This window comes from Streptomyces sp. NPDC001832 (assembly GCF_040297265.1).
Classification (GTDB): domain Bacteria; phylum Actinomycetota; class Actinomycetes; order Streptomycetales; family Streptomycetaceae; genus Streptomyces.
The window spans coordinates 104,472-128,393 of record NZ_JBEOYU010000003.1; the positions used below are offsets into that span (position 1 = coordinate 104,472).

Annotated in this window: 21 protein-coding genes and 1 pseudogene; 10 read left to right on the plus strand and 12 right to left on the minus strand. The window is 70.2% G+C overall.

Annotated elements, in window-relative coordinates; genetic code table 11:
* Window positions 1-106 precede the first annotated feature (106 nt).
* From ABT115_RS04065 to ABT115_RS04085, 5 genes are all read left to right on the plus strand, one after another.
* Window positions 107-871 (plus strand): SDR family oxidoreductase, encoded by a 765-nt coding sequence (locus ABT115_RS04065; RefSeq protein ID WP_351783789.1) that lies wholly within the window; start codon window positions 107-109, stop codon window positions 869-871.
* 116 nt (window positions 872-987) lie between these two features.
* Window positions 988-1,581 (plus strand): TetR/AcrR family transcriptional regulator, encoded by a 594-nt coding sequence (locus ABT115_RS04070; RefSeq protein ID WP_351783791.1) that lies wholly within the window; start codon window positions 988-990, stop codon window positions 1,579-1,581.
* 448 nt (window positions 1,582-2,029) lie between these two features.
* Window positions 2,030-3,022: a dihydroxyacetone kinase subunit DhaK gene (dhaK, locus tag ABT115_RS04075; protein ID WP_351783793.1), complete on the plus strand. Its 993-nt coding sequence runs from the start codon at window positions 2,030-2,032 to the stop codon at window positions 3,020-3,022.
* Window positions 3,023-3,043: 21 nt separating this feature from the next.
* A complete protein-coding gene (dhaL, locus tag ABT115_RS04080; RefSeq protein WP_351783795.1) occupies window positions 3,044-3,658 on the plus strand; it encodes a dihydroxyacetone kinase subunit DhaL in 615 nt (204 codons plus the stop codon).
* Window positions 3,655-4,065, plus strand: a complete 411-nt coding sequence (locus ABT115_RS04085) for a PTS-dependent dihydroxyacetone kinase phosphotransferase subunit DhaM (protein WP_351783797.1) — start codon at window positions 3,655-3,657, stop codon at window positions 4,063-4,065. The genes dhaL and ABT115_RS04085 overlap by 4 nt, the downstream gene beginning before the upstream one ends.
* A 311-nt stretch (window positions 4,066-4,376) precedes the next feature.
* Here ABT115_RS04085 and ABT115_RS04090 read toward each other — a convergent pair whose 3' ends face one another.
* The gene (locus ABT115_RS04090) at window positions 4,377-7,847 is read right to left on the minus strand and encodes a phosphodiester glycosidase family protein (protein WP_351783799.1); all 3,471 of its coding nucleotides are present in this window, start codon (window positions 7,845-7,847) and stop codon (window positions 4,377-4,379) included.
* Window positions 7,848-8,118: 271 nt separating this feature from the next.
* Here ABT115_RS04090 and ABT115_RS04095 point away from each other — a divergent pair, with 271 nt between their 5' ends.
* The gene (locus tag ABT115_RS04095; protein WP_351783801.1) at window positions 8,119-8,631 is read left to right on the plus strand and encodes an NUDIX hydrolase; all 513 of its coding nucleotides are present in this window, start codon (window positions 8,119-8,121) and stop codon (window positions 8,629-8,631) included.
* A gap of 40 nt (window positions 8,632-8,671) precedes the next feature.
* On the opposite strand, the gene ABT115_RS04100 is transcribed toward ABT115_RS04095, so the two are convergent.
* From ABT115_RS04100 to ABT115_RS04110, 3 genes are all read right to left on the minus strand, one after another.
* Complete coding sequence (locus ABT115_RS04100) at window positions 8,672-9,886, minus strand: cytochrome P450 family protein (RefSeq protein ID WP_351783803.1); 1,215 nt, start codon at window positions 9,884-9,886, stop codon at window positions 8,672-8,674.
* A gap of 140 nt (window positions 9,887-10,026) precedes the next feature.
* Window positions 10,027-10,971 carry a M56 family metallopeptidase gene (locus ABT115_RS04105; RefSeq protein ID WP_351783805.1) on the minus strand — a complete coding sequence of 315 codons (945 nt, stop codon included), beginning with the start codon at window positions 10,969-10,971 and terminating at the stop codon, window positions 10,027-10,029.
* Window positions 10,968-11,300, minus strand: coding sequence for a BlaI/MecI/CopY family transcriptional regulator (locus ABT115_RS04110; RefSeq protein WP_351784051.1), 333 nt, complete (start codon window positions 11,298-11,300; stop codon window positions 10,968-10,970). Before ABT115_RS04110 ends, ABT115_RS04105 begins: the two co-directional genes overlap by 4 nt.
* Window positions 11,301-11,567: 267 nt before the next feature.
* On the opposite strand from ABT115_RS04110, the gene ABT115_RS04115 reads away from it, so the two are divergent.
* Both ABT115_RS04115 and ABT115_RS04120 read left to right on the plus strand, forming a co-directional pair.
* Window positions 11,568-12,236, plus strand: a complete 669-nt coding sequence (locus ABT115_RS04115) for a DedA family protein (protein ID WP_351783807.1) — start codon at window positions 11,568-11,570, stop codon at window positions 12,234-12,236.
* A complete protein-coding gene (locus ABT115_RS04120; protein ID WP_351783809.1) occupies window positions 12,236-12,838 on the plus strand; it encodes a phosphatase PAP2 family protein in 603 nt (200 codons plus the stop codon). Before ABT115_RS04115 ends, ABT115_RS04120 begins: the two co-directional genes overlap by 1 nt.
* A 43-nt stretch (window positions 12,839-12,881) precedes the next feature.
* On the opposite strand, the gene ABT115_RS04125 is transcribed toward ABT115_RS04120, so the two are convergent.
* Together ABT115_RS04125 and ABT115_RS04130 are read right to left on the minus strand one after the other, a co-directional pair.
* The gene (locus tag ABT115_RS04125; protein ID WP_351784053.1) at window positions 12,882-14,090 is read right to left on the minus strand and encodes a PP2C family protein-serine/threonine phosphatase; all 1,209 of its coding nucleotides are present in this window, start codon (window positions 14,088-14,090) and stop codon (window positions 12,882-12,884) included.
* Between the two features lie 219 nt (window positions 14,091-14,309).
* On the minus strand, window positions 14,310-15,209 hold the full coding sequence (locus tag ABT115_RS04130; protein WP_351783811.1) for a TIGR03619 family F420-dependent LLM class oxidoreductase: 900 nt from the start codon (window positions 15,207-15,209) through the stop codon (window positions 14,310-14,312).
* Between the two features lie 397 nt (window positions 15,210-15,606).
* Here ABT115_RS04130 and ABT115_RS04135 point away from each other — a divergent pair.
* Both ABT115_RS04135 and ABT115_RS04140 read left to right on the plus strand, forming a co-directional pair.
* Window positions 15,607-15,812 (plus strand): annotated as a pseudogene (locus ABT115_RS04135) (hypothetical protein); the annotation flags it as partial.
* Window positions 15,813-15,884: 72 nt separating this feature from the next.
* Window positions 15,885-17,150, plus strand: coding sequence for a sulfite oxidase (locus ABT115_RS04140; protein ID WP_351783813.1), 1,266 nt, complete (start codon window positions 15,885-15,887; stop codon window positions 17,148-17,150).
* Between the two features lie 69 nt (window positions 17,151-17,219).
* On the opposite strand, the gene ABT115_RS04145 is transcribed toward ABT115_RS04140, so the two are convergent.
* The 6 genes from ABT115_RS04145 to ABT115_RS04170 all read right to left on the minus strand — a co-directional run bounded on the left by ABT115_RS04145 (window position 17,220) and on the right by ABT115_RS04170 (window position 23,883).
* Window positions 17,220-18,128 (minus strand): NAD(P)-dependent oxidoreductase, encoded by a 909-nt coding sequence (locus ABT115_RS04145; protein ID WP_351783815.1) that lies wholly within the window; start codon window positions 18,126-18,128, stop codon window positions 17,220-17,222.
* A gap of 54 nt (window positions 18,129-18,182) precedes the next feature.
* On the minus strand, window positions 18,183-18,914 hold the full coding sequence (locus tag ABT115_RS04150; protein ID WP_351783817.1) for an adenosylcobinamide amidohydrolase: 732 nt from the start codon (window positions 18,912-18,914) through the stop codon (window positions 18,183-18,185).
* Between the two features lie 48 nt (window positions 18,915-18,962).
* On the minus strand, window positions 18,963-20,186 hold the full coding sequence (locus tag ABT115_RS04155) for a beta-ketoacyl-[acyl-carrier-protein] synthase family protein (protein ID WP_351783819.1): 1,224 nt from the start codon (window positions 20,184-20,186) through the stop codon (window positions 18,963-18,965).
* Entirely contained in the window at window positions 20,183-20,461 is a 279-nt protein-coding gene (locus ABT115_RS04160) for an acyl carrier protein (protein WP_351783821.1), read from the minus strand. Before ABT115_RS04160 ends, ABT115_RS04155 begins: the two co-directional genes overlap by 4 nt.
* Window positions 20,462-20,720: 259 nt before the next feature.
* On the minus strand, window positions 20,721-22,592 hold the full coding sequence (locus ABT115_RS04165; RefSeq protein ID WP_502969025.1) for an acyl-CoA dehydrogenase family protein: 1,872 nt from the start codon (window positions 22,590-22,592) through the stop codon (window positions 20,721-20,723).
* Between the two features lie 13 nt (window positions 22,593-22,605).
* Entirely contained in the window at window positions 22,606-23,883 is a 1,278-nt protein-coding gene (locus ABT115_RS04170; protein WP_351783823.1) for a beta-ketoacyl-[acyl-carrier-protein] synthase family protein, read from the minus strand.
* Window positions 23,884-23,922 lie beyond the last annotated feature (39 nt).

Here is a 23,922-nt window from a genome sequence, read left to right on the forward strand (position 1 = left end):
CGTGACAGTTGTGACAGGAGTGTCGCTCGAGCGGCGCCAACCCCTTCCCCGACGACATACCGACTGGTTAGTCTGCTGAGACAGTCGGCTGAGAGAGGCGGGACCGATGAGTACGGTGCAGGGTGCGGGCGTAGTGATCACGGGGGCCGCAGGCGGCATCGGAGCCGCTCTGGCCCGCCGATTCGCCGCGGAAGGCGCACGGGTCGTGGTCAACGACCTCGACGAGGCCAGGATCAAGCCGCTGGCCGAGGAGATCGGTGGCACCGCCGTCGCCGGTGACGCCTCGCGGATCGTGGACGCCGCCCGGGACGCGCTGGACGGCACCGTCGACATCTACTGCGCCAACGCGGGCCTCGCCTCGCCCGGCGACCTCTTCGTCGACGAGGAGGTCTGGGCCGCCGCCTGGGACGTCAATGTGATGGCCCATGTCCGCGCGGCCAGAGCGCTGCTGCCGGACTGGCTGGAACGCGGCAGCGGCCGCTTCGTCTCGACCGCATCCGCCGCCGGACTGCTGGCGATGATCGGCGCCGTACCGTACAGCGTCACCAAGCACGGAGCCGTCGCCTTCGCCGAATGGCTCTCACTGACCTACCGCCACCGTGGCATCAAGGTCCACGCGATCTGCCCGCAGGGCGTGCGTACGGACATGCTCACCGCCGCCGGATCGGCCGGCGAACTCGTCCTCGCCCCCAGCGCCATCGAGCCCGAGGCGGTTGCCGACGCGCTCTTCGACGCCATGGCCGAGGACCGCTTCCTCGTCCTGCCGCACCCCGAGGTGGCCGCGTACTACCGGGCCCGCGCCAAGGACACCGACCACTGGCTCGGCAATATGAACCACCTCCAGCAGAAGTGGGAGGAGACGAGATCCTGACTGAAATCCCGAAGACGGCGAGTGGGAAGATCCTCAGGCGGGAACTGCGTTCCCCTCGGCAGACCGTTTCACGCACAGCACGGATTCACGCACGGTACGGAAGGAAGGTGGCGGCTATGGCCAAGGCGACGGACGGGGGCACGGTCCCCGTCCCTCAACGGCTGTTGGCCGCCGCCACCCGGCTCTTCGCCGAGCAGGGGTACGACCGCACCTCGGTCCAGGAGATCGTCGAGGCGGCAGGCGTCACCAAGGGCGCCCTCTACCACTATTTCGGCTCCAAGGAGGACCTGCTCCAGGAGGTCTACGCCCGGGTGCTCCGGCTCCAGCAGGAGCGCCTCGACGCCTTCGCCGACGCCGACGCCCCGGTCGAACAACGGCTGCGCGACGCCGCCGCGGATGTGGTCGTCACGACCATCGAGAACCTCGACGATGCCTCGATCTTCTTCCGGTCCATGCACCACCTCAGCCCGGAGAAGAACAAGCAGGTACGTATGGAGCGGCGCCGCTACCACGAGCGCTTCCGGGCCCTGGTGGAAGAGGGCCAGCGGAGCGGAGTGTTCTCCACGGCCACCCCGGCGGACCTGATCGTCGACTACCACTTCGGCTCGGTACACCATCTGTCCACCTGGTACCGGCCCGACGGCCCGCTCAGCCAGCAGGAGGTTGCCGACCATCTGGCCGACCTGCTGCTGCGCGCCCTGCGTCCCTAGGGCGTGTTTCGAAAGTCCCGCCTGCCCCGCGGCGTCTGGCACGCACGCTCGCCGCGTTGTCGGGATCGTCCTCGTACGTCCAGTACGAGGACGACCCTCCGCCTTGCGATCGCACGCACCAGACGCCGCGGGGCCCGCCCTTCGGGCGGACGACGGGACTTTCGAAACACGCCCTAGCCGTTGACGGGGCACGCCCAGTGATGTTCTCGCGCGTGACCTTCGCTGCCGCAAGGCCGATACTGCCGACAGCGGCACTCCACCCGAGTCCCGCCCGACCGCGCAGCCGACCTGACGAACCGTCACCGAAATCAGCATTAAGCCAGCATCAGTACTGCCACAGCCCGCTTACAGCCGCTACTGACCGCCGAGGTCAAGAACTGTCCATACCGCTCTGACCAGCAAAAACACAGGTCGAAGACCCACCTGCTAACCGTCCCAGGAGGTACGCATGAGGATGCTCATCAACGTCCCCGAAACCGTTGTCGCGGACGCGCTGCGCGGTATCGCCGCCGCCCACCCCGAGCTGACCGTGGATGTCGAGAATCGTGTCGTCGTACGGCGTGACGCGCCCGTGGCCGGGAAGGTGGCGCTCGTCTCCGGGGGCGGGTCGGGGCACGAGCCGTTGCATGCGGGGTTCGTCGGGCCCGGGATGCTTTCCGCGGCCTGCCCGGGAGAGGTGTTCACCTCGCCGGTGCCGGATCAGATGGTGCGGGCCGCCGCCGCGGTCGACAGTGGGTCGGGGGTGTTGTTCGTCGTCAAGAACTACACCGGTGACGTGCTGAATTTCGAGATGGCCGCCGAGCTCGCCGAGGACGAGGGCGTGCGGGTCACCCAGGTGCTCGTCAATGACGACGTGGCGGTGACCGACAGTCTGTTCACCGCGGGACGGCGAGGCACGGGCGCGACCCTGTTCGTCGAGAAAATCGCCGGCGCGGCGGCCGAGGAGGGTGCGCCGCTGGAGCGGGTGGAGGCCATTGCCCGGCAGGTGAACGAGGCATCGCGGAGTTTCGGGGTGGCACTCAGCGCCGTCACCACACCTGCCAAGGGGTCACCCACATTCGATCTTCCGCCGGGCGAGCTGGAGCTGGGCATCGGGATTCATGGCGAGCCGGGGCGGGAACGGCGTCCGATGATGACGTCGCGGGAGATCGCGGACTTCGCGGTGGACGCGCTCCTGGAGGACCTGCGGCCGCGTGGACCCGTGATCGTGCTGGTCAACGGGATGGGTGCGACACCACTGCTGGAGCTGTACGGGTTCAATGCCGAGGTGCAGCGGGTGCTGTCCGAGCGGGGTGTGGTGGCGGCTCGTACGCTCGTGGGGAACTATGTGACCTCGCTCGACATGGCGGGCTGCTCGGTGACGCTCTGCCAGGTGGACGAGGAGCTGCTGCGCCTCTGGGACGCGCCGGTGGAGACGCCTGCGCTGCGCTGGGGCCGTTGACCCGCCGGAAAAGGAGATCATGTGCTCGACGCCGACTTCTTCCACCGCTGGATGACCGCGGCCGCGGCTTCCGTGGACCGCGAGGCGAACCATCTCACCGAGCTCGACTCGGCGATCGGGGACGCCGATCACGGCAGTAATCTGCAGCGCGGATTCACCGCGGTGCGGGCGGCCCTGGAAAAGGAACCGCCGCAGACCCCGGGGGCCGTGTTGATGCTCGCCGGGCGGCAGTTGATCGCAACGGTCGGCGGGGCTTCGGGCCCGCTGTACGGGACACTGTTGCGGCGTACCGGTAAGGCTCTGGGCGAAGCGCCACGGGTGGCACGGCAGCAGTTGGCGGAGGCGCTCGGGGTGGGCGTCGCGGCCGTGGCCCAGATGGGCGGGGCGCAGGCCGGGGACAAGACGATGCTCGATGCGCTGCTGCCGGCCTCCGAGGCGCTCGGCATGTCGTTCGTGGCGGCCCGGGAGGCGGCGGAGGCAGGGGCGCTGGCGACAGTTCCGATGCTGGCCCGCAAGGGCAGGGCGAGTTATCTGGGTGAGCGCAGTATCGGGCATCAGGATCCGGGGGCGACGTCCTCCGCCCTGCTGGTCGCTGCACTGGCCGAGACCGATGGTGCGAGTGGCGGTGACGCGTGAGCGGCGGGAAGCAGGTCGGGATCGTGCTGGTCTCGCACAGCGGCCCGGTGGCCGAGTCCGTCGCCGAGCTGGCCAGGGGTCTCGCGGCGGGTGGTGCGACGGCTCCGGTGGCCGCTGCCGGGGGCACTCCCGCGGGTGGTCTCGGGACCAGCACTCAGCTGATCGCTGAGGCAGCCAGATCGGTGGACGGCGGTGCGGGGGTGGCATTGCTGGTCGATCTGGGCAGCGCGGTGCTCACGGTCAAGACGATGCTGGACGAGGGAGACGAACTGCCAGGCGGCTCACGGCTGGTGGACGCGCCGTTCCTGGAGGGTGCGGTGGCCGCCGTGGTCACCGCGTCGGCAGGCGGCGATATCGTGGCGGTGGAAGCTGCGGCGTCGGAGGCGCACGGGTACCGCAAGGTGTAACGACCTCGCCCATGATTGGCAGTGGGAGAAGGAGCGGCGTCCGGGGCCTTCGAATCCAAGGCGGAGGAGGAAGTCGACGCGGAGCGGATGGGGTCTTCCCCAGGTCGAGCAAAGCCGAGACCTTGGGGAAGACTGACGACAACGCCGGAGGCGGGGGTCCCAGACACCGCGACGCCGCTGACGATCGTGGGCGAGGTCGTAAGCAGATGGGCTCCACGTTCGTGAAGGCCGCCCCGCGCGGGTGTTCATGGGTGTTGCTGAGCGGCCCCGGGGCCTGTCCGGCTGTGATCGCCGGGCAGGCCCGTGGGCCGTCAGGCGGCCGACGCCGCCCCGGCCGCCCCGATCCTGATCTGCACCTTCTGTGTCGTTCCGTTGACCGTCACGGCGAGCGTGATCGTGCCCGGTCGCAGTGCGGTGAGGGTGCCGGTGGACGGGTCGAGGACCGCCGTGTGGCGTTGCCGTGCGTCGTCCCGGCTGCCGATGTGGACATTCGGGGATCCGGTCCAGTCCGCGGCCAGCGGGAAGCCGACCGGGACACTGCGGGCGCCCTGGGTGACGGTCGCCGTGATTCTTGTACGGCTTCCGGTGCCGAGCATCGAGGGTGCGTCGATTTCCAGCGCGTCGACATGCGCACGGGTCTGCACGGAGACCCAGTCCGGGCCGCCCTGCCACGGCCGTTGTCGCGCTGCGGCCTGTTCGCCGGGCGTGATGTGGTCGGCGCCGACCAGCGACCAGCCGGTGAAGCCGCCCTCGTCCGCCGGTCCGGCCGGTGCCTTGCCGGAGTTGCCGTTGATCAGATACGGCACTCCGTCGACGTGCGAGGCGTGGAAGACCCCGACATGGCTGCCGATGAAGGCCGCGCCCTTGCCCGTCGTACGGCAGAAGTCGGCGAGCCAATGTTCGACCAGGGCCGCCTCCTTGCGGTCCCCGAGCTGGCTTCCCTTCTGTACGGTCGGGTCGCGCGGCGGCACGTGCTCGATCAGCATGACCGAGTCCACGGTCCGGTCCTTCGCCGCCGCGTCCAGCTGGGCGCGGAGCTGTTCGATCTGGGCGAAGCCCCCGCCGCGCAGGCTGAGGCTGGACGTGTCGAGCGTGACGAAGCGGGTGCCCTTGTGGTCGAACGTCCGCTGGGCGGGCCCGAATTCGGTGACGAAATTGTCGATCCTGCCGCCCATGACCTCATGATTGCCCGGTACGTAGTACCAGGGCAGCGAGTCACCGAGTTCCTCGGTGAGGACCCGGTGGGCGAAGGCCAGGTCGGCGCGCGATCCCTCGTCGACGAGGTCGCCGTTGATCACGAGAAAGTCCGGGCCGGCCGCCTTGATCTCGCGCAGGGTGCGCCTTGCCTGGGTGACGATCGCACTGTCCGGGTCGCGGGCGACGAACTGGGCGTCGGACATCACCGCGAACTGCCAGTCCCTGCCCTCGGTCACGGCCGCCGGGTCGATCAACGGGTCGGCGGGAGCCGCCTGCTCGGGGAGGTCGACGGTGGGCGGCACCTGGGTGGTGAGTTCGTCGATGACGATCTCGCCCGTGTACTGCTTGGCGGCCGCGGTCTCTGCGAGGTAGAAGCGGGACACGGAGAGCGGCATGGCGGCTCCCGGCGGTACGGCGAAGGTGACCTGCCGCCAGCCGGTCCAGGTGACGTACGGTCCGCGCAACAGCTGGTCGGAGCCTGCGGCGTCCTTGAGGTGCAGGGTCGGCCAGGCGCCCTTGCCGTCGCCCTTGATCCACAGCTTGAACGACTGGGGCTGGCCGGGCACGGCGACCGGCTGGGGCGGGGCTGCGTAGGCGGCGCGGGTCGCGGTGGACTGGGTGAAGTCGTAGGTGAGCTTCAGTCCGGTGCCGGTGTGGCCGTCGGGCGTGGCAGCGAGCGAACCGCTCGCCCGGGCCTGGCTGAACTTCCAGGACCCTGCGTCGTCGAAGGAGGAGACGGCCTGCTCGGCGAGGCCGACGCTGACTGCGAGGACGGTGGTGGTGCCGGCCACGGTCGCCTTGATCTGTCCGGCCCCGTCGCCGGTACGTGAGGTGACGGTGAATGAGCCCTGACCGTCGTCGCGGATGTCGAAGAGTGCGTGATCGTAGTCGAGGGCGATGTCCCGCGGTTCGACGGGGGCGCTGTTGCCGTGGGCGTCGAGTCCGACGATGCCGAACGAGCCGGTGGCCTCGGCGTCGGCGAGGCCCACCCGCTGGGTGGTCGGCTCGATCCGGGCGAGCTTGTCGAGGACGGTCAGGGATGTGCTGCCGCGTGCTGACCCGTGTTCGGCGCGTACGTCGGTGGTGCCGCTGCGGCGGGCGATGAAAAGCCCGTTGTCGTCGACCGTACCGACGGCTCCTCTCACCGTAAGCCAGCGCGGGGTGCCGTCGGCAGGGCCGTACGTCTCGTCGTATCCGGTCGCGGTGAGCTGTCGGGTGAGTCCAGGGAAGACGCGGTCGGGGTGGCCGCCCTTGACGGGGTCGACGCCCGGCGCGGAACCTGAGGGTGTATGGGGCTGGACCCAGAAGCCCTTGAGCCGTCCGCTGCCGTCGGGGGCGGTGAGGGCGAGACCATTGGGGACGGTGCGTTCGCTGCCGTCCGACGGGCTGTTCTCCACCCGGAGCGCGTCGCTGCCGGGCTCGCGCGCGACGAGGGTCGACGAACCGCCGCCGTCCAGGTTGAGTGCGCTGTACGAGCCGGCGTGGCGCATCATCAGACCGAGTTCGGTGAGGGTGACGCCGCCGCTGTCGGCCTGCCGCCCGTCGACGGTGAGGATCTGCATGGTTCGGCCGTCCTTGGAGAAGCCGACGGCGGTGCGGGGCGCTGCGGTGTTGTTGCCCTCGCCGTCGTGGTTCTGCGCGACCCCGTCGACGACGAGAAGTTCGCGGCCGCCGACCGCGGTGCGCGGCACGGCTCCGCTGTCGGTGCGTGCCCGGTAGGTCAGGGACACCGGGTCGCCGGGCTTCAGGGCGTCGACTGCGGCGGCGCCGGCTTCACGGCCGACCAGGATGGTGGTGTCGTCGGGGACGGCTCCCGATCCGGGGGTGTCCGAGACGGAAACGACCTTGCCGTCCCGTACGACCGCTTCGGCGACCGGGGTCGCCTTGTCCACGGTCAGGGCACGGTCGGCGGTTCCCCAGGCGGAGGTGTACGCGCCGACTCCCCCGGCGGGCACATTGGCGGCGTTGTACGCGCCGAGCGGATGCTGCCCGGAGTGGAGGGTGAGCGTCCCCTCGAAGTACAGGTTCAGGATGCGGCCTGCGCTGTCGGGGCCGATGCCGACGGCCCGGTTGATTCCCGGGGCGGGCGACTGGACGGTGACCCCGTCCTTGATGCCGATCCCCTCCGGCGCACCGGTCTGGTTGATGTCGAAGAAGTCGGCGTTGACCGCGGCGACGGTGCGTCGGCCGTGGCCGGCGTCGTGCCCGGCGGCGAGTTCGGAGACCGTGCGCCGGCCGGAGACCTTGCCGGTGGAGAGGTAGTCGGCTTGTACGCCGGTGCCGGCGAGGTCGACGGAGAGGGAGTCGACCCGCAGCCACTTGTCGGATTCGAGGCGGTCGTACGAGTCGAGACGGATACCCGGGGCGATCGGGCGCGACGTACGTGCGGTCTCGATGCCGTCGCCGTCCGCGACCGATGCGGTCTCCCCTGCCGGGTTGCTCGCGGGTGGTGGGGCGACCGGTCTGAGGACTTCGGCGAAGGTGTGGGGGTGGAGGTCGGGGGCCGAATCAGCGAGGGCGGGAGAGATCGCGCCGGCCGTCACCGCGGACACCGTCGCCAGCAGCACGAGCGGTCGCGCGGCCATTCCGTACCTTCGCGCCGCCCTCCCGCGCCGTCCGGTTGTCTTTCCGACTATGCCAAAGACCACAAATCCTCCTGGAATCCTGATGGTTGGGCGCCGACCCGCAGGCGGAAGGCGCTGTCCGCGGACAGCATGGCCGCGGGCACAACCACGCACCAGAGGGCATCGGGAACCTCAGGGGAAACAGGGAACGTCGAGTCGATGACAGCGGTGATCACCGGACAAGGGGTGTCGTGCGTGGCGGCGTACGCTACCGGGACGCAGACTTGACGGCATGCCGTCCCAGAAGCGCGCCACGCGCAGTGCGGGTCTTCTTCTGTTCCGCCGACTGGAGGGGGCCGCGGACGACAGTGCCGGTTTCGAGGTGCTCATCGGGCATATGGGCGGTCCGTTCTGGGCGGGCCGCGAGAGTGCTGCCTGGTCGATCCCCAAGGGTGAGTACGGCCCTGACGAGGAGCCCGCGACCGCTGCCCGCCGTGAGTTCGAGGAGGAGTTCGGCCGACCGGCGCCGGACGGTGAGTGGGTGGCACTCGGTGAGGCCCGTCAGTCCGGTGGCAAGACGGTGGTCGTGTGGGCGATGGAGGCGGATCTCGATGCCGCGGCGGCCGTTCCCGGGACGTTCACCATGGAGTGGCCGAGGGGATCCGGTGTGCTGCGCAAGTTTCCGGAGATCGACCGGTTCGCCTGGTGCACGCCCCAGGAGGCCGCGGAGCGGCTGGTCACGGGGCAGCGGGTCTTTCTGGACCGGCTGCGGGATCACGTGACGCCTGCTCAGGACGGTGCCTGAGCGGGCGTCTCTCGGTGATCCGGCCGCCTCCGCGGCCGGTTCAGACAAGGCGCACCGGGAAGGTACCGAAGCCACACGCGATGAAGGACTCCAGGGGATCCGCCGGTGCCGACGCTTCGTCCGTGCGCAGACCGGGGAAGCGGGCGAACAGGGCGGGGAGGGCGATCGACGCCTCCAGCCGGGCCAGTGACGCGCCGACGCAGAAATGGACGCCGTGGCCGAAGGAGAGGTGCTCCTTGTCGGCACGGAAGATGTCGAAGCTGTCCGCGTCCCCGCCGTGCCGCCGGGGGTCCCGGCCGGCTGCGGCATAGGTGGCGAGGATCGCGTCGCCGCGTGCGAGGGTGACGCCGTCGGGGAGTTCGATGTCCTCGACGGCGTAGCGCAGCGGAAGGTTGGCGATCGGCGGGGCCCAGCGCAGGGTCTCCTCGATGACCTCGCTCCAGGGGACCTCGCCACCGCGTACCCGGGCGAGCTGCTCGGGGTGGGTGAGCAGGGCATGGACGGCATTGCCGATCAGGTTGACGGTGGTCTCGTGGCCTGCGCCGAGGACGAGGAGGAGGGTGCAGACGAGTTCGGTCTCGGTGAGGCTGGAGCCTTCCTCGTCGCGGGTGGCGATCAGCACACTGGTGAGGTCGTCAGCGGGCTGCTCACGCTTGGCGGCGACCAGACCGACGAGGAGTTCGTAGACCTCCTGCAGGGTGGCGAGGGCCCGTTCCGACGTCGCGGTGGTGTCGAAGATCTCGCTGACGAGCCGCGCGATGTCGGCCCGCTGGTACTCGGGAACGCCGAAGAGCTCGCAGATGACTCCCATCGGCAGCGGGTGGGCGAAGGCGGCTCGCAGTTCGGCCCGCCCGTCGGGAGAGGTGGCCATCCGGTCGAGCAGCGTCGCGGTGATTGCTTCGATACGGGGCCGGAGTGCGTCCGTCCGCCGTTTCGTGAAGGCGGGTGAGACGAGCTTGCGCAACCGGCGGTGCTCGGTGCCGTACGCGGTGAACATGTTGGGCACGCCCACCCAGGTGTTGATCCAGCTCTCCCTGTACCGGCCGTCTCTCCAGGCCGGCCAGTGCTGATTCGGGTCCTTGGACACCCGGTCGTCGGCGAGGAGGCGCTTGAGCACCTCGTGCCCGGTGGGCGCCCATGCCCGGATTCCGCCGGGGAGCTCGACCGGGGCGACGGAGCCGTGGGGGCGGAGCGATTCCGCCTCGCCGTGGATGTCACGGCCTGCCGGATCGATGAAGATCGGCTGCTGCTCCATGGAGGTCTCCTGTCTGCGTCGCGGCACATCCCGAGCGGACTTCGGCAGTACAGGACTTCATGGTCGGGGTAGCGCGACGGAGCACGAAAGGGCGCGCAACGGCTCAAAGGAGTCAGAGGAGCTCGAAGGAGTCGGAACGGTCAGTGCTGTGCGCCCTCGCCCTGCGCTGCCTCGATGCTGCTGTGCAGATCGCTCGTCGCGTCGAGCGCGGCGGCACCGGAGACGACGAGGCAGGCCAGCAGCGCGGCGGCCGCCGTCCGGCCGACGCGGGGCCGCGGGGCGCTCCGGCCGAGGAGTGCGGCAACGCGACGCGGTACGGGCCCGGCCGCTGCGGCGAGCGCCACTCGTGGGCGGGACTGCGGTACGCCTTCGGCGGCGCGTGCGGCAAGGGCGGCTCGGCCGATGGCCCGGGCGGCGACCTTTCGGTCACCGACGGCGGAGGCGGCCGCCTCGTCGGCGCAGCGCTCCAGGGCGTAGCCCATGGGCGCACGCAGGGAACGCAGCGCCGGGTGGCAGAGTGCCGCCACTTCGGCGGCCGCGATGAAGAGGTGGTGGTGGCCCGCGAGATGGGCGCGTTCGTGTGCCAGCAGGGCGTCGCGTTCGGCGGGGTCCAAAGCGCGCAGCATCCCCGTGGTGACGACGATCCGGCCGACAGTGCCTGGACGTCCTGGCAGTGCATACGCGTCGGGTCGGCTGTCGCGCAGGACGGCCAGCTCGCCATCGGCGTATTCGGACGGCTGCTCGGCCCGGTGCAGCTCTGCCCAGTGGCGGCGGGCAGTGCGGGCGACGGCGGCGGCGCAGCCCGCGAGTAGCGCCAGTGCGACGGCCGCGAGGGGCACGGCGACGGCGGGAGCGGCCTCGGAGAGCGGTCTGACGAGTTCACCGAGGGCGGAGACGGCGGAGAATCGGGTCGCACCCGGCACCACCAGCAGGGCCAGGGCGAGCAGGCTGCACAGGGCGAGGCCGATGCTTGTCGAGGCGAGCAGCCGTACGGCCCGCACCGGCGGCAGGGCGTCCGCCAGGCCACGGGCTGCGGGTACCGCGACAAAGGGCATCAGCAGCGGAACCCAGACGGCATAGATCATCGGGCTTCTCCGTCGAGCAGGTCCCGGAGCAGTTGCTCGTCCTCATCGGTGAGCTGCGACACGAATCTGGCCAGCACCGTGCTGCGGTCCTCCTCCTTCTGCATTTCGCTGTGCATCCGGCGGGCGGTCAGCCCGGGCGCGTCCTCGGTGGGGGTGTACGCAAATCCGCGGCCGGCACGGGTGCGGCTGACCGTGCCCTTTTCGTACAGCCGCGACAGGATCGTGGTGACGGTGGTGCGGGCCAGCGTCGCCCCGATGGCACCCTGCACCTGGCTTGGGGTGAGGGGCGTTTCGGCCGCCCACAGGGCTGCCAGGATCGCGGACTCCAGCTCGCCGGACGGGCGGCGCTCCGATGCGGTGTGGTGCGGTGACGGGCGCTGCGGCGCACGCTCCGGCCCGGCTTCCGTTGTCGGCCCGTGGGCCGGTTCGCCGTACGAGCGGAGGCCGGGTTCTCCGCCCGATATCCCCTTCACCTGAGACATGGGAACTCTCCTCCCCCTTCGGGCGTCTACAGTGATGCAGACCGTCTACATCACTGTAGTCAGTCCGGGCGTTCCGCAAGGCCGCCCGCTCACCATTATGGGAGACCTTCCACCGTGTCCGTATTCTCACTGGCGGCCTCGCCACAAGCAGTGAACCTGCTCGACGCAAGTTCACTGCTCGGAGCGTTCGGTGCGCTCGGCATCGCCGTCGTGCTCTTCGCCGAGACAGGACTGCTCGTCGGCTTCTTTCTGCCCGGCGATTCGCTGCTGTTCACCGCGGGCCTGCTCTGCGCGTCGGGTAACCACGGTCCGGTCGAGCTGTCGTTGCCGCAGGTGCTGATCGCCGCGATGACCGGCGCGCTGCTCGGTGCGCAGGCGGGCTACTGGATCGGTCGCCGCGGTGGCCGGGCCGTGCTCGCCCGCAGCCGTGCCAGACGGCTGCACGAGGGTGCCGCTCGCGCCGAGGAGCTGCTCGCCAGATACGGCCATGCGCGGGCGATCGTGCTGGCCCGCTTCGTACCCGTCGTACGGACGGTGCTCAACCCGCTGGCCGGGGCGCTCAACGTCCCTGCCGGACGCTTCACGCTGTGGCAGGTCGTCGGCGGGACGGTCTGGACCGTGGGGCTGGTCCTCGCGGGATACGCGCTGGGGTCCTCGGTGCCCAACGTCGACCGTTATCTGCTGCCGATCGTCGCTGCCGTGGTCGTGGTCTCCCTCATTCCGCTCGCCGCCGAGCTGCTCCGCTCCCGCGGCCGGCGCACCGCCGAAGGAGACAACAGCTGATGCTTCTCGCCTCCACCGCCGCCTCGATCGACGGCGACCTGTACACCTGGATCACCGAGCTGGCCCAGCGCTCCCCCGCCGCTCTGGATTCCGCCATTCAGGTCTGGTCGGACTACGGGCTGGCCCTGTTCGGCCTGCTGATGCTCGTGTCGTGGTGGCGCTCCCGCTCCGCAGGCCCGGCCCGTACCGCCATGGCGCTCTGCACCCCGCTCGTCGTGGTGGCCGCGTACATCGTCAACGACCTGGTGAAGTCGGCATTCCAAGAGCAACGGCCGTGCCAGACCCTGCATGTCGTGACAGTGGAAGCATGTCCCCCTCTCGGTGACTGGTCCTTCCCCAGCAATCACGCCGCCATCGCCGCGGCCGCGGCGATGGCGATCTGGCTGACCGACCGCCGGCTCGGGGCGGTCGCGGTGCCTGCCGCCCTGCTGATGGCGGCGTCCCGGGTGTGGATCGGTGTGCACTACCCGCACGATGTGCTGATCGGGCTGGCCACCGGCGCGCTCGTCGCCTGGCCGCTGACAATCGCGGCGAGGCGCTGCGCCCCGGCGGTGGTCCGGCTGCGCGAAAGCCCGCTGCGCCCCCTGGTGGCGACACGGTGAGCGAGGGGAGGTGTAACGTTCGGCCGCCCTAAGGGCTCAGCCCTTAGCGGCCGCTGAAGGTCTCAGCGGCCCGGCGAGCACGGTGGCCGGTCGACACGGGCCGCTGGCGTCTTCCCGCGGGTGCCCGACGCAGGGCGAGGACAGCAATGTCGTCACGTCGCACGCCTTCGGAGAAGGACTCCAGGTCGGCGTGGAGCGCGTCCAGCACCTCGCGCGGACCACGTTCTGCCCAGCGTCCCAGCCGGGCGTCCAGCGGATAGAAGGCGCCCGATGCGTCGCGGGCCTCTGTGACCCCGTCGGTGAAAACCAGGAGCGTGGCGCCCGGAGGGAAGTCCAGCCATTCCGCGACCCGTGCCTCCGTGCTGAGCTCCGCCATACCCAGCGGAACGGATGCACGGCGGAGCGGAACCTGGCAGGCCACGCCGTCGCGCAGCAGCCGGGGCGGCAGATGGCCGCAGTTGACGGCCTGCACCCGGTCCTCCCCGTCGAAGCCGAGCACCAGGGCGGTGACGAAGCGTTCGATCTCTCCGGTCTGGGCGGAGAACTCGTTGTGCCGGGCGACCGCGTCCTCGAGCGCATCGACCACTCCGGTCAGGGTGGGCTGACGAATGGCCGCTTCCCGGAACGCTCCGAGCACGGCGAAGCCTGCTCCGATCGCCGCGAGCCCCTTTCCCTGGACATCTCCGATGATCACCCGGGTTCCGTAGGGCGACTGCACGACCTCGTAGATGTCACCGCCGACCAGGCGGTCCTCCTCGATCGGCGTATAGATGCCGTGCGCGAAGATCTGCTCGGTCAGGATGGGCAGCGGGCGCAGAATCTGCCGCTGGAGCGCGACGGCGGCGGAGCGCAGCCTGGCTATCTCGGCGGCGTGGCGGATCCGCAACGCACAGGAGCCGACCCCCAGAAAGCAGGCCACCACAGTGAAGGCGACGTTGGTGGCGACGTCCCAGAACGTTCCCCCGGTCGCCAGTCGGGAGCAGACGACGACGGTCGTGATCCAGGTGGCCACGCCCACGGTCTGCCGGATCGTTCCGAAGACCGAGACGAGTGCGGGCACCACCACGAGGAGCGGTACGACGCGCAGCTCGTCCCCGGTCCAGGTGTCGAGGATGATGAACAGGACGGTCAACAGCGCCAGCCCGCCGAACAACGCCCCGTTGCCAATCCGGGGGGCGAATACGGCTGCCTCACCCGCGTCCGTACCCGGGAGCGTCGCTCCACGCGTCTCCACTTGGCGCTGGAGCCCCATCCTCACGGCCCATTCCTCCCGGGCTCTGCCGACCCCGCGCCGGCGTTCTGTCCCATTCAACCCGGTTGGCAAAGGGCAGCACACGAGGCTTACGACCTCTTGGAGTGCGCCGAAGGTCCCGGTACGGGATATGGCAGTGACCTTCGGCCCGGAAGTCCCGGGACGAAGGTCACTGTGTTGCGGTTCAGCGCAGCGGAGTGTTTATCGGGCCGCAATGATTCAGCGGACGCCGCCCGTGACCGGGTCCACGACCTTGTTCACAAGGAGTTCGAGAAGCCCCCGGTCGTCGCCCGCGGTGCCGCGTTCGGCTGGTGTGTCCGGGTTGACGTCGAGCAGCACATGGGTGGCGCCCAGCTCGCCGAGTTCCGCCAGATCGGCCCGGATCCTGTCGATCGTGCCATGCCCGGCGGGGCGTTCACTGCCGAAGAGTGCGTCGGTGACGCGGATCTGCAATCGCGGCACGAGCGCGGGAACGGGGCGCCGGACCCGTTCGGCCTCCTCGGCGATCACCGGTAGCCCGGCACGGATCGCATCGAGCGGCAGCCGGTACGGGTGCCAGCCCTCACCCAGCCGGGCGGCTCGGCGCTGCGCAGCGGCCGAGTTGCCACCGACCCAGACGGGCAGGCAGGGGGCGGATGCGGGCGCGGGTGCGGTCCGTACGCCTTGGTACGAGACGTGGTCGCCCCGGAACGTCGTGGGGTCCTCGGCCCATGCGGCGCGGATGGCGGCCAGGTATTCGTCGGTGATCCGTCCCCGCTCGGCAAAGGGCACTCCCAGCGCCTCGTACTCAGCCCTGGACCAGCCGATCCCCGCGCCGAGGATGAACCCGTCGGCGTTCAGGTTGTCGATATTGGCGGCGAGCCGGGCCGTCTGCAGAGGGTGCCGGTACGGAATCACGGTGACGGTCGTACCGAGCACCAGACCGGGTACCCGCCCGGCGATGTGCGCGGCAAGTACGAACTGGTCGTAGAACGGGGCGGGATACGTCTCGTGCACATCTGGGGTGACCGCGATGTGATCGGAGATCATCGCGAAGGAGTACCCCAACTCACGGGCGTCCATTGCCTGTTGAAGGAGGCTTGCCGGGGTGGTGCCAGCACCGAAATTGAGTATGTTCACGCCGAATTTCACCATCGGAGCCTAACGGCCTGATCCACTCTCTATCGCGCACCAGGCCGTAACAACCGGACACGCACGGACATCGCCGCGGGGGACCGTCACCTCACCGTCGATTTCGACTCAACTACCACTGGATATGAGCCGGTCGGTCCCGATGCGCCGTCCGCTGTGGCACTCTGGAGTGCAACCACCCCACCGGGCTCCCCCGTACCGGTGGGGCGTTCCGCTGTCCGGTGCGCCTTGCCTGCGCAGATATGACGAGGGATCACGATGATTTCCTGCCATCGATGCCAAGTGACCTGATCGAATTCCGCTGTTTCGCATGGGAGCCTCCTTTGGGGGCAGACGCATACACCTCACCTACGACCAGGGGAGCGTGACGAGATGACGGCCCACACTGCGCGGACTGCCGGTGCGGAGCGAGCGAAAGAGTGCACGGTCGACGCCTGCGTGGCCCGGCCATCCCACGACCGACTGGTGGAATGCGCTGATCGGCCTGGGTAAGGCGCTGGACATTGACGCTGGTCCGTCTGCGCGCCGGATGTGCTCGGCGGCTGCCGGGGCAGCACTGGTCCGTCGTCGTCCCGCCCTGAAGGCCCGCGCCGAGCAGCGACTTCCCGTGTCTGACCGGTTCATGACCACTGTCCCCATCCTCCTCACCCCCTGGAGACATTCATGAGATCCGATCCACCGTCCGAGGCCGCGTACGACGGGATGCGGTTGCGCCAGTGGTCGCGTGGTGCCGCACGGTCCGCCGGTATCGAGCGCCGTGACCTGATGAAACTCGTGGCGGCCGCCTCGGTGGCCGGGCCGCTGGCCGGGCTCGCTGGTCCCGCGCACGCGGCACCCACCGCGGCCTCCCCCGCCCCCGGGATCGTGAAACCGCTGCCACCCGAGCTCTTCACCGTGCGCGACACCAACGCCGAGACGAACTTCGCGGCGCTGAGCGATACCGGGCTGCTGACTCCGGCCGACCGTTTCTTCGTACGCAATCACACCGCCACCCCGCGGATCGACGCGTCGGACTGGAGGCTGACCGTCTGGGGCAGCGGGCTGAACGGCCCGGCGGTGGAATTCACGTACGAAGAACTGCGCGCGCTGCCTTCGGTGACCCGTACCGCGTTCATCGAGTGCGCGGGAAACGCCCGCAACTTCTACACGACACAGCAGAACCAGCAGGTCACTGGCACCACCTGGACGCTGGGCGCAATCGGTACGGCCCGCTGGCGCGGGGCGCGGCTCGCCGATGTGCTACGGCGCGCGGGGATCGGCAGGGATGCGGTGGATGTGATGCCGCGCGGCCTGGACGACGAGGTGATCAGCGACGGGATCAATCTGGGCCGGGTGCGCCGGCCGATGCCGGTGGCGAAGGCGCTGGACGACGTGCTGCTCGCGTACGAGATGAACGGTGAGCCGCTGCCGCCCGATCACGGCTATCCGGTGCGGCTGATCGTGCCGTCCTGGATCGGCATCGCGAGCCTCAAGTGGGTCGGCGACATCGAAGTGAGCGCGGAGCCCTTGTTCTCCCCGTGGAACACCAGCATCTACCGGCTGTTCGGCACCGCCTATCCACCGGAGGGGGCTCCGATGTTCCAGCAGACGCTGAAGAGCGCCTTCGAGGTGGCGCCCGGTGCCTCGTTCACCGCCGGTAGGCGCCATGTCCTGACGGGGCGGTCGTGGTCGGGCGGGGCGCCCGTGCGTACGGTCGAAGTCAGCACTGACGGGGGCGTGAGGTGGCGGCGTGCGAGGCTGCTCGACGAGCCGAGAAGCGGAAGCTGGGTCCGCTGGTCGGCCGACTGGCTGCCGAGGGACCGTGGTCCTGCCGTCCTGCTGGCGCGGGCGACGGACCGAACGGGCCGTACTCAACCCGAGGTTTCCGTCCACAACACGCAGGGTTTCCTGTTCGATGCCGTGGTACGGCACGAGGTGCAGGTCGTCTGACGGCTCTGCGGGGTTCGGCGGTGCCGGAGCGGGTTGCTCCGGCACCCCGGGCGGGCCATCCGGCGGGACTCAGCCGCCGTCCATCTCCTCGGCGCGGCCCGCGTAGTAGGTGGCGATCATGTCCTCGCCGCCGTGCCCTGCCGCCTCGGCGCGCGCGAAACGGTCGGCCGACGCGGCGACCAGGTCCAGCCTCACCCCCGACGGTTGTGCCGCGTCCAGGATGAGGCGGCTGTCCTTGAGGGCGTTGGTCACGGAGAAGCTCGGGGTGAGATCACCGGAGAGAACGGCGGCGGACTTGCCCTGGAGATAGGCGGAGTCCAGCGGGCCGCCCTTCATGACGTCGAGGAACGTCTGTGGGGCGATCCCCAGTCCCTCAGCAAGGTTGAGGCATTCCGCGATGCTGTTGACCATGTTGATCACCCAGGTGTTGACCACGAGCTTCAGCCGCGAGGCCGCTCCCGGGGTCTCGGCTACCCAGACCGTGCGCTGCCCGATCGCGTCCAGCACGGGATCCACCGTGGCTCGGGCGGTGGAGGTACCGGACACAAAGACCGTCAACGCGCCCTGTTCCGCGGGCTGTTTGGTACCGGAGACCGGTGCGTCGAGATAGACAAGGCCCAAGTCCGCCGCTCGACGGGCGAGATCGGAGGTGGCGTCGAGCCCGACGGTCGAGCTCTGGAGCAGGATCTGGCCGGCGCGCAGCCCCGGAGCCGCGGCGGTGAGTGCGGTGGCGACGGCGGGGCCGTCGTTGAGCATGGTGAGGATGACATCGGCGCCGCTTACGGCTTCCTCAGCAGTCTCCGCGACCGTGGCGCCGTCGGCGGCGAGCGGGGCTGCCTTGGTCTGCGTACGGTTCCAGGCACGGACGTCGAGTCCGGCCCGGAGCAGACTCCGGGCCATGCCTGATCCCATGATGCCGGTGCCGAGGACGGCGACGGTCGGCCGCTGCTGGGTGGCGTCGGTAGCGCTTGAGCTCATGAGAGGACTCCCTTTGTCGGCCGCGCCCCGGTCGGCTTGCGGCTCGGTGGGTTCTCAGCATTGCCGCAGCGCACCTTCGAGGACGGCAGCGTGCACGGCCCTGGCGAGTCGCGCACCCCAGCGGGAACGCGGTCCCGCAAAGGGTTCGCCGGGAGCGGGTCCCGGTGAGGGGGCGGCTATGCAGACGGCGTCGGTGGGGGTGCCGGAGCAGTCGAGTCCCGCGTCCAGGAGCGCCTGGACCTTCGCCTCGGTCGCAGTGGCGACCGCGTTGACGAGTGCAGCGTCGGAGAGTGCCACCGGCAGGGTGACGACAATATTGACCGTACCCGGCCGCGGCGGCCCCTCAGTGCCCTCGGCCGGGGCTGCGGCCCAGCCGCGTACACCGAGTCCGCAGGTGGCCGTCGCCATCACCCCCTCGTCGGCGGCGACTGTGTACGCGGTGACATCGGCGGCCGTCATCAGTCCGGCGCCGGGGCCGGTGAGGTGTTCCGCTGCGGCGATCTCAGCGAGATGGCGGTCGGGGTCCAGGCGCGGGTAGCCGCCGGGCACCTGGGCGTTGAGGATCCAGGCACGCGGGCCGACGCCTCCGCCGAGCACGGCGCTGCTGCACGCCCTCCACCCCGGACCGATCCGCCACACCAGATGGTGCAGGTCCAGGCCGTCCTCGTGCCGGGTCAGCAGTTCACCGCGCTGCTCGGGCAGCCGGATGCGTACGGAACGGATGGGGCACTCCCGGTGGCACGGCAGGACGGTGGGACGGCAGTCGGTACTTGGCCGGTCGATCATATGCGCCGGGCCCTCAGACCGCGACGGGCACCGGTGCCGGGCCGGAGCCTAGGGACGCTGAAGAGCGATCACGGCGTTGTGTCCACCGAAGCCGAAGGAGTGGCTGACGGCGCGCCGGATGGGCTGCCGCAGGGGTTCCTTGGTGACGCAGTTGATGTCGAACTCGGGCGCCGGGGCGTCCAGGTTGGCGATCGGCGGTACGACTCCGCGTTGGAGCGTCAGGACGGTCAGCCCCGCCTCGATCGCTCCGGCTGCCCCCATGCAGTGCCCGAGTACGCCCTTCGGGGCGGTGACGGGCGGCCGATGCGGGTAGACCCGGCCGATGAGGGCGGCCTCGGTGGCGTCGTTGATCGGTGTCGCCGTGCCGTGTGCGTTGACGTGCTCGACATCCTCGGCCGCCCAGCCCGCGTCGCGCAGCGCGGCCTCGACCGCGGCCTGGGCGACCACGCCGGACGGGTGCGGGCTGGTGGGGTGGTGGGCGTCGGTGGTGGCACCGGTGCCCACGAGCAATGCCCGCGGCGCGGCGCCCCGGGCGGCGGCGTCGTCAGCCCGTTCCAGCACCATGACTGCGGCGCCCTCGCCCATGACCAGCCCGGCACGGTCGGCCGCGAAGGGCCGGCACCGCCTGGCCGGGTCGCCGTCCGCCCGGGCCGCGGCTCCGGACCGGGCGAATCCGGTCATGGCGACCGGGTAGACGATCGACTCGGTGGCTCCGGCGATCGCGATGTCGCACTGTCCGGTGGCCAGCAGATCTCGGGCGACGGACAGTGCGGTGGCGCCGGACGAGCAGGCTGTGCACGGTGCCAGGCTGGGACCGGTGGCCCGCAGCTGGATGGCGATCTCGGCCGCGGGCATGTTCGGAATGGTGAGCAGGATGCCCGACGGCGAGGTGGCATTCGGTCCGTGCCGGTCGAGCACAACGGCCTGCTCGGTCAGTGCGGCGGAGCCTCCGCTGCTGGTGCCGACGACCACCGCGACCCTGCTGCCCTCCCACTGCGCCGGGTCGAGTCCGGCGTCGGCGACCGCCTCCCGGGCGGCGAGAACGGCGAACTTGACGTACTTCCCCATCCGGAATGAGGTACGGCCGCCGATCGCGGCGTCCAGATCGATGTCGTCGACCGTGCAGGCGAAGTCGATCGCGCACCCTTCGAGCGCCGCGACGGTACGCACCGGCGAGACTCCGGCGCACACACCTTTCCAGGTGGACTCGGTGTCGTTGCCGACCGGAGTGATCATTCCCAGGCCGGTTACGGCAATCGCCGGCTTGTTCATCGGGCGTTGCTCATCGGTGCTTCGCCGCCCATCAGCGCCCCGCCGCCGGCTGTCGCGTCGATGAACCGCGTGATGTCGGCCAGGCTGGCGTCCTTGGGGAGCTTGTCGAAGTCCCCGTCGCCGCCCATCGTCTCCCTGATGAGGACGGCGAATTCGGCGACGGCGAGCGAGTCCATCTCCAGGCTGTCCATCGTGGAATCCGGGCGGATCTCGGCGACGGGCACTTTGAAGGTGCGTGTCAGAACCTCAGTGATCTTGGGATGAATCGCACTCATGGGCTTCCTCTCCATCATTCGGTACGCCTGCCGGGACGGTGGGGGCAACGTCCCGACGCCGAATCAACTGGGTGACGCGCCTCCAGTTACGCCTTGTGCCGAACCGATTCGCCACCGCCCTGCTCCGGCTGCTTGCACCAGCGGGCCAGGACGGCTGCCGTACCCCAGAAGACCAGCAGAACAACGCGGACACCGAGGCCCCCGGCCGCCTCCTGCACCCGACACGTTCGCACAACTGTTCCCGTCCCTGTCGTGACCCTCACCGCTCCCCCGAAGCGGTCGTCCGGTCCCCGTCCGACTGCCAAGCGGCCGCCGGATCGTCATAGGCATCGACGTAATCGGCCCCCGCGATGGGCCAGTCGGCGAGCAGTTCCTGCGGCAGCGCGAAGGAGTCGGCGAGGGCGGGCAGATGAGCGGCTACGGCGGTGATCAGCTGCTCCAGGGCGTCCGGCAGCAAATTGACCTGATGGGGCGTCAGATATCCTGCGGCCAGCAGATCACCGCTGTTCCGGGCGATCCGGTCGAGCGCGAACAGCCGCTGCAGCTCGACCAGTCGCTCACGGGCGGGCCCGTCCTGCAGACCTGCCACCGCGTCCTTGTACGCCTCGGCCGCCTGCCGGTGGGCGTGCGCCTCGACGCCGCGCAGGGCAGGACCGGATGCGGCGTTCCACCGCTCCAGCGAATCACCGTGCGGTGCGCGGCCCAGCCTCTCCCTGGCCCGGCCGAACCAGATCTCCTCCAGCGCAGCCAGGAGCCCGCCGAGGAACCGGGGGTCGGTGAGATCACCTGGTTCGCCGACGAGGGGAGCGTCGCAGGCAGCCGGTTCGGTGGCGAAGAGCATTTCCGCGGCCGCCTTGGCGTGGATGGCCAGGTTGTCGCCCTCGGCGGTGATGACACCTTCCACTCCGGTGATGAGTTCGGTCATGCCGTTGTTCTCCAGGAGCGCCTGGGCACCGCACCTTTCACGGCATTCGACGATCACGGACCTGGCCTGCCAGGTGATCCATCCCTTGGCGACGGCGACCAGCCGCTCCGCCTCATCCCGGCCGGAGCCCGAGCCGTCCTCCCGTCGCTCCCAGCGGTTCAAGGCCCTGCGGTGCAGCAGGCTCATCGCGAAGACGGTGGCCATGGCCCGGGCGAGCGGGCCATGGTGGCTGCGGTGGGCCATCACCGGTACCTGACGCGATCCGCGGGGCCCGGAGATGTACCGGTGGCCGCCGTAGCGGACGGCGACGGCGAGCGTTGCGCGCGCTGAGCCGACCGCGCAGGCGCTCATGGAGATCTTGCCGGAGGTGACGCGCCCGATCGATGCGAGGAGGCGACGCCTGCGGTTGTCAACGGCGCTGCTGAACTCGCCGTCGTCGCCGATCCGTCCGTGGTCCCCGCCGAGCAGCGCATCGCGCCCCACGAAGACCTGGTCGAAGGAGGTCAGGCAGTGGTCCACCGGGCTTCCCAGGCGCGCGGGAAGTCTGCGTACCCGTACTCCGGGCAGGGCCCGTACGGCATCGGTGAGCGGTACGAGGAAGAGGAAGACGCCGTGGTCCATTTCTTCGACGAGCAGACGCGCCGCCACAAGACCGGTCTTGGGGCCGCCTGCCGGGCTGGTGTTGGGCATGAATTTCTGGGCGCCGGCATGCGGTGTGTGCAACACAAACCCGTCGCGTTCGCGGTCGTAGGCAGCCGTGGTCTCGATGGCCGCCGCGTCGTTGCCGTGCGCCACCTCCGTACAGAGAAAGGTGCCGATGCTGCGCAGTCGGAGGAAGTCCGACAGATCGCGTCGGCTATCGCCTTCGTGGTCGAGGAGGCTGCCGAGAAAGAGGTTGTAGTGGATGCCCGCCACCGTGGTGAGGGCCGGGTCGACCGGGCCGAGCCATTCGTGCAGGGCCGCGAGGGCGCGGGGGTCGGTGGCGAGCCGGACGCCGCTGTCGAGGCAGTCGTTGAGGATGCGCAGCCGCTCGTACGCGAGTCGCAGGCGTTCGTCGGGAGTGCAGCGGTCCGGGCGGCGGAACGGTTCTGTGCTGATCATCCGGCGCCAGAATCCGTGCTCCCGCCGGAAGTTGTCGCCGAGGAGCACACTGGTGAGAAGGTCCGTGGATTGTTCCGCGGAGGGGCTGTCGATCGTTGCGGTCATGAGACAAGAACGATCAGCCGAGGGTGAGGACACCGGGGGCCGTCCTCGGCGGGCCGTCCGCGTCGACGCGTTGGAAGGCGAGCGCGACGTTGTGTCCACCGAAGCCGAAGGAGTGGCTGAGTGCCCGCTCGACGTGCTGCATGCGGGGCTGCTTGACCACACAGTCGAGGTCGAACCCGTCCGGCAGCGAGTCCAGGTTGGCGATCGGCGGGACGAGGCCGTGCTCCAGAGTCAGTACGGTGGCCACCGCTTCGATCGCCCCTGCCGCGGCGAGGGTGTGCCCGAGCACACCCTTCGGGGCGGTCACCGACGGCCGGTGGGGGAAGAGCCCCGAGATGAGCGCAGTCTCCATCGCGTCGTTCAGCGGGGTCGATGTGCCGTGCGCATTGATGTGGTCGACCTCGTGGGCCACCCAGCCCGCCTCGTGCAGCGCAGCCTCCACGGCCCTGCGCGCACCGGCTCCTTCCGGGTCCGGGGCCGTCGGGTGGTGGGCATCGGTGCCGGAACCCGCGCCGGCCAGCAGGGCGCGCGGCCGCCGCCCGCGGCCGTGCACATCGGGTGTCCGCTCCAGCACGAGCACGGCGGCGCCCTCACCGATCACGAAACCGTCCCGGTCCGCGGCGAACGGCCGCGATGCCCCCGCCGGATCGCCCGTACGCAGGGAGAGCGCTCCCATTCCCGCGAAGGCGCTCACCACCAGCGGAGTCAGTACGGACTCCGCGCCGCCGGCCACCACCACATCGCACCGGCCGCTCGTCAGCAGATCACGGGCGACGGCGATCGCGGTCGCCCCGGAGGCGCAGGCCGTGGCCGGTGCCAGGCTGGGACCGTGGGCCCGCAGGGCGATCGCCACCTCCCCGGCGGCGGCGTTGGGCATCATCATCGGGGCCAGGAGCGGAGACACCGCTGCCGGTCCGCCGCCGTCCAGCCTGCGCAGATTGTCGACGAGCACGGAAACCCCGCCCACACCGACGCCGAGCACCACTCCCACCCGGTCGCCGTCCCACCGCTCCGGCGACAGCCCGGCGTCCGCCACCGCCTGGCGGGCGGCGACCAGCGCCATCTTCACGAACCGTGCCATCCGCCACGCCGAGCGTCCGCCGACGGCGTCGTCCAGGTCTATCCCGTCCACCGGACAGGCGAAGTCGACCGGCAGCCCGGCCAGTTCGGGACAGCTCCGCGCCACGGACACACCGGCGCACAGTCCCGCCCAGAAGCTGTGCTCCTCCGCACCCGCAGGGGTCACCAGACCCACTCCCGTAACCGCGACACCCATGTCGGCCCGCCCCATGTTCCGCCCCCTCATTCGTGATCGATCACGTCTACCGGT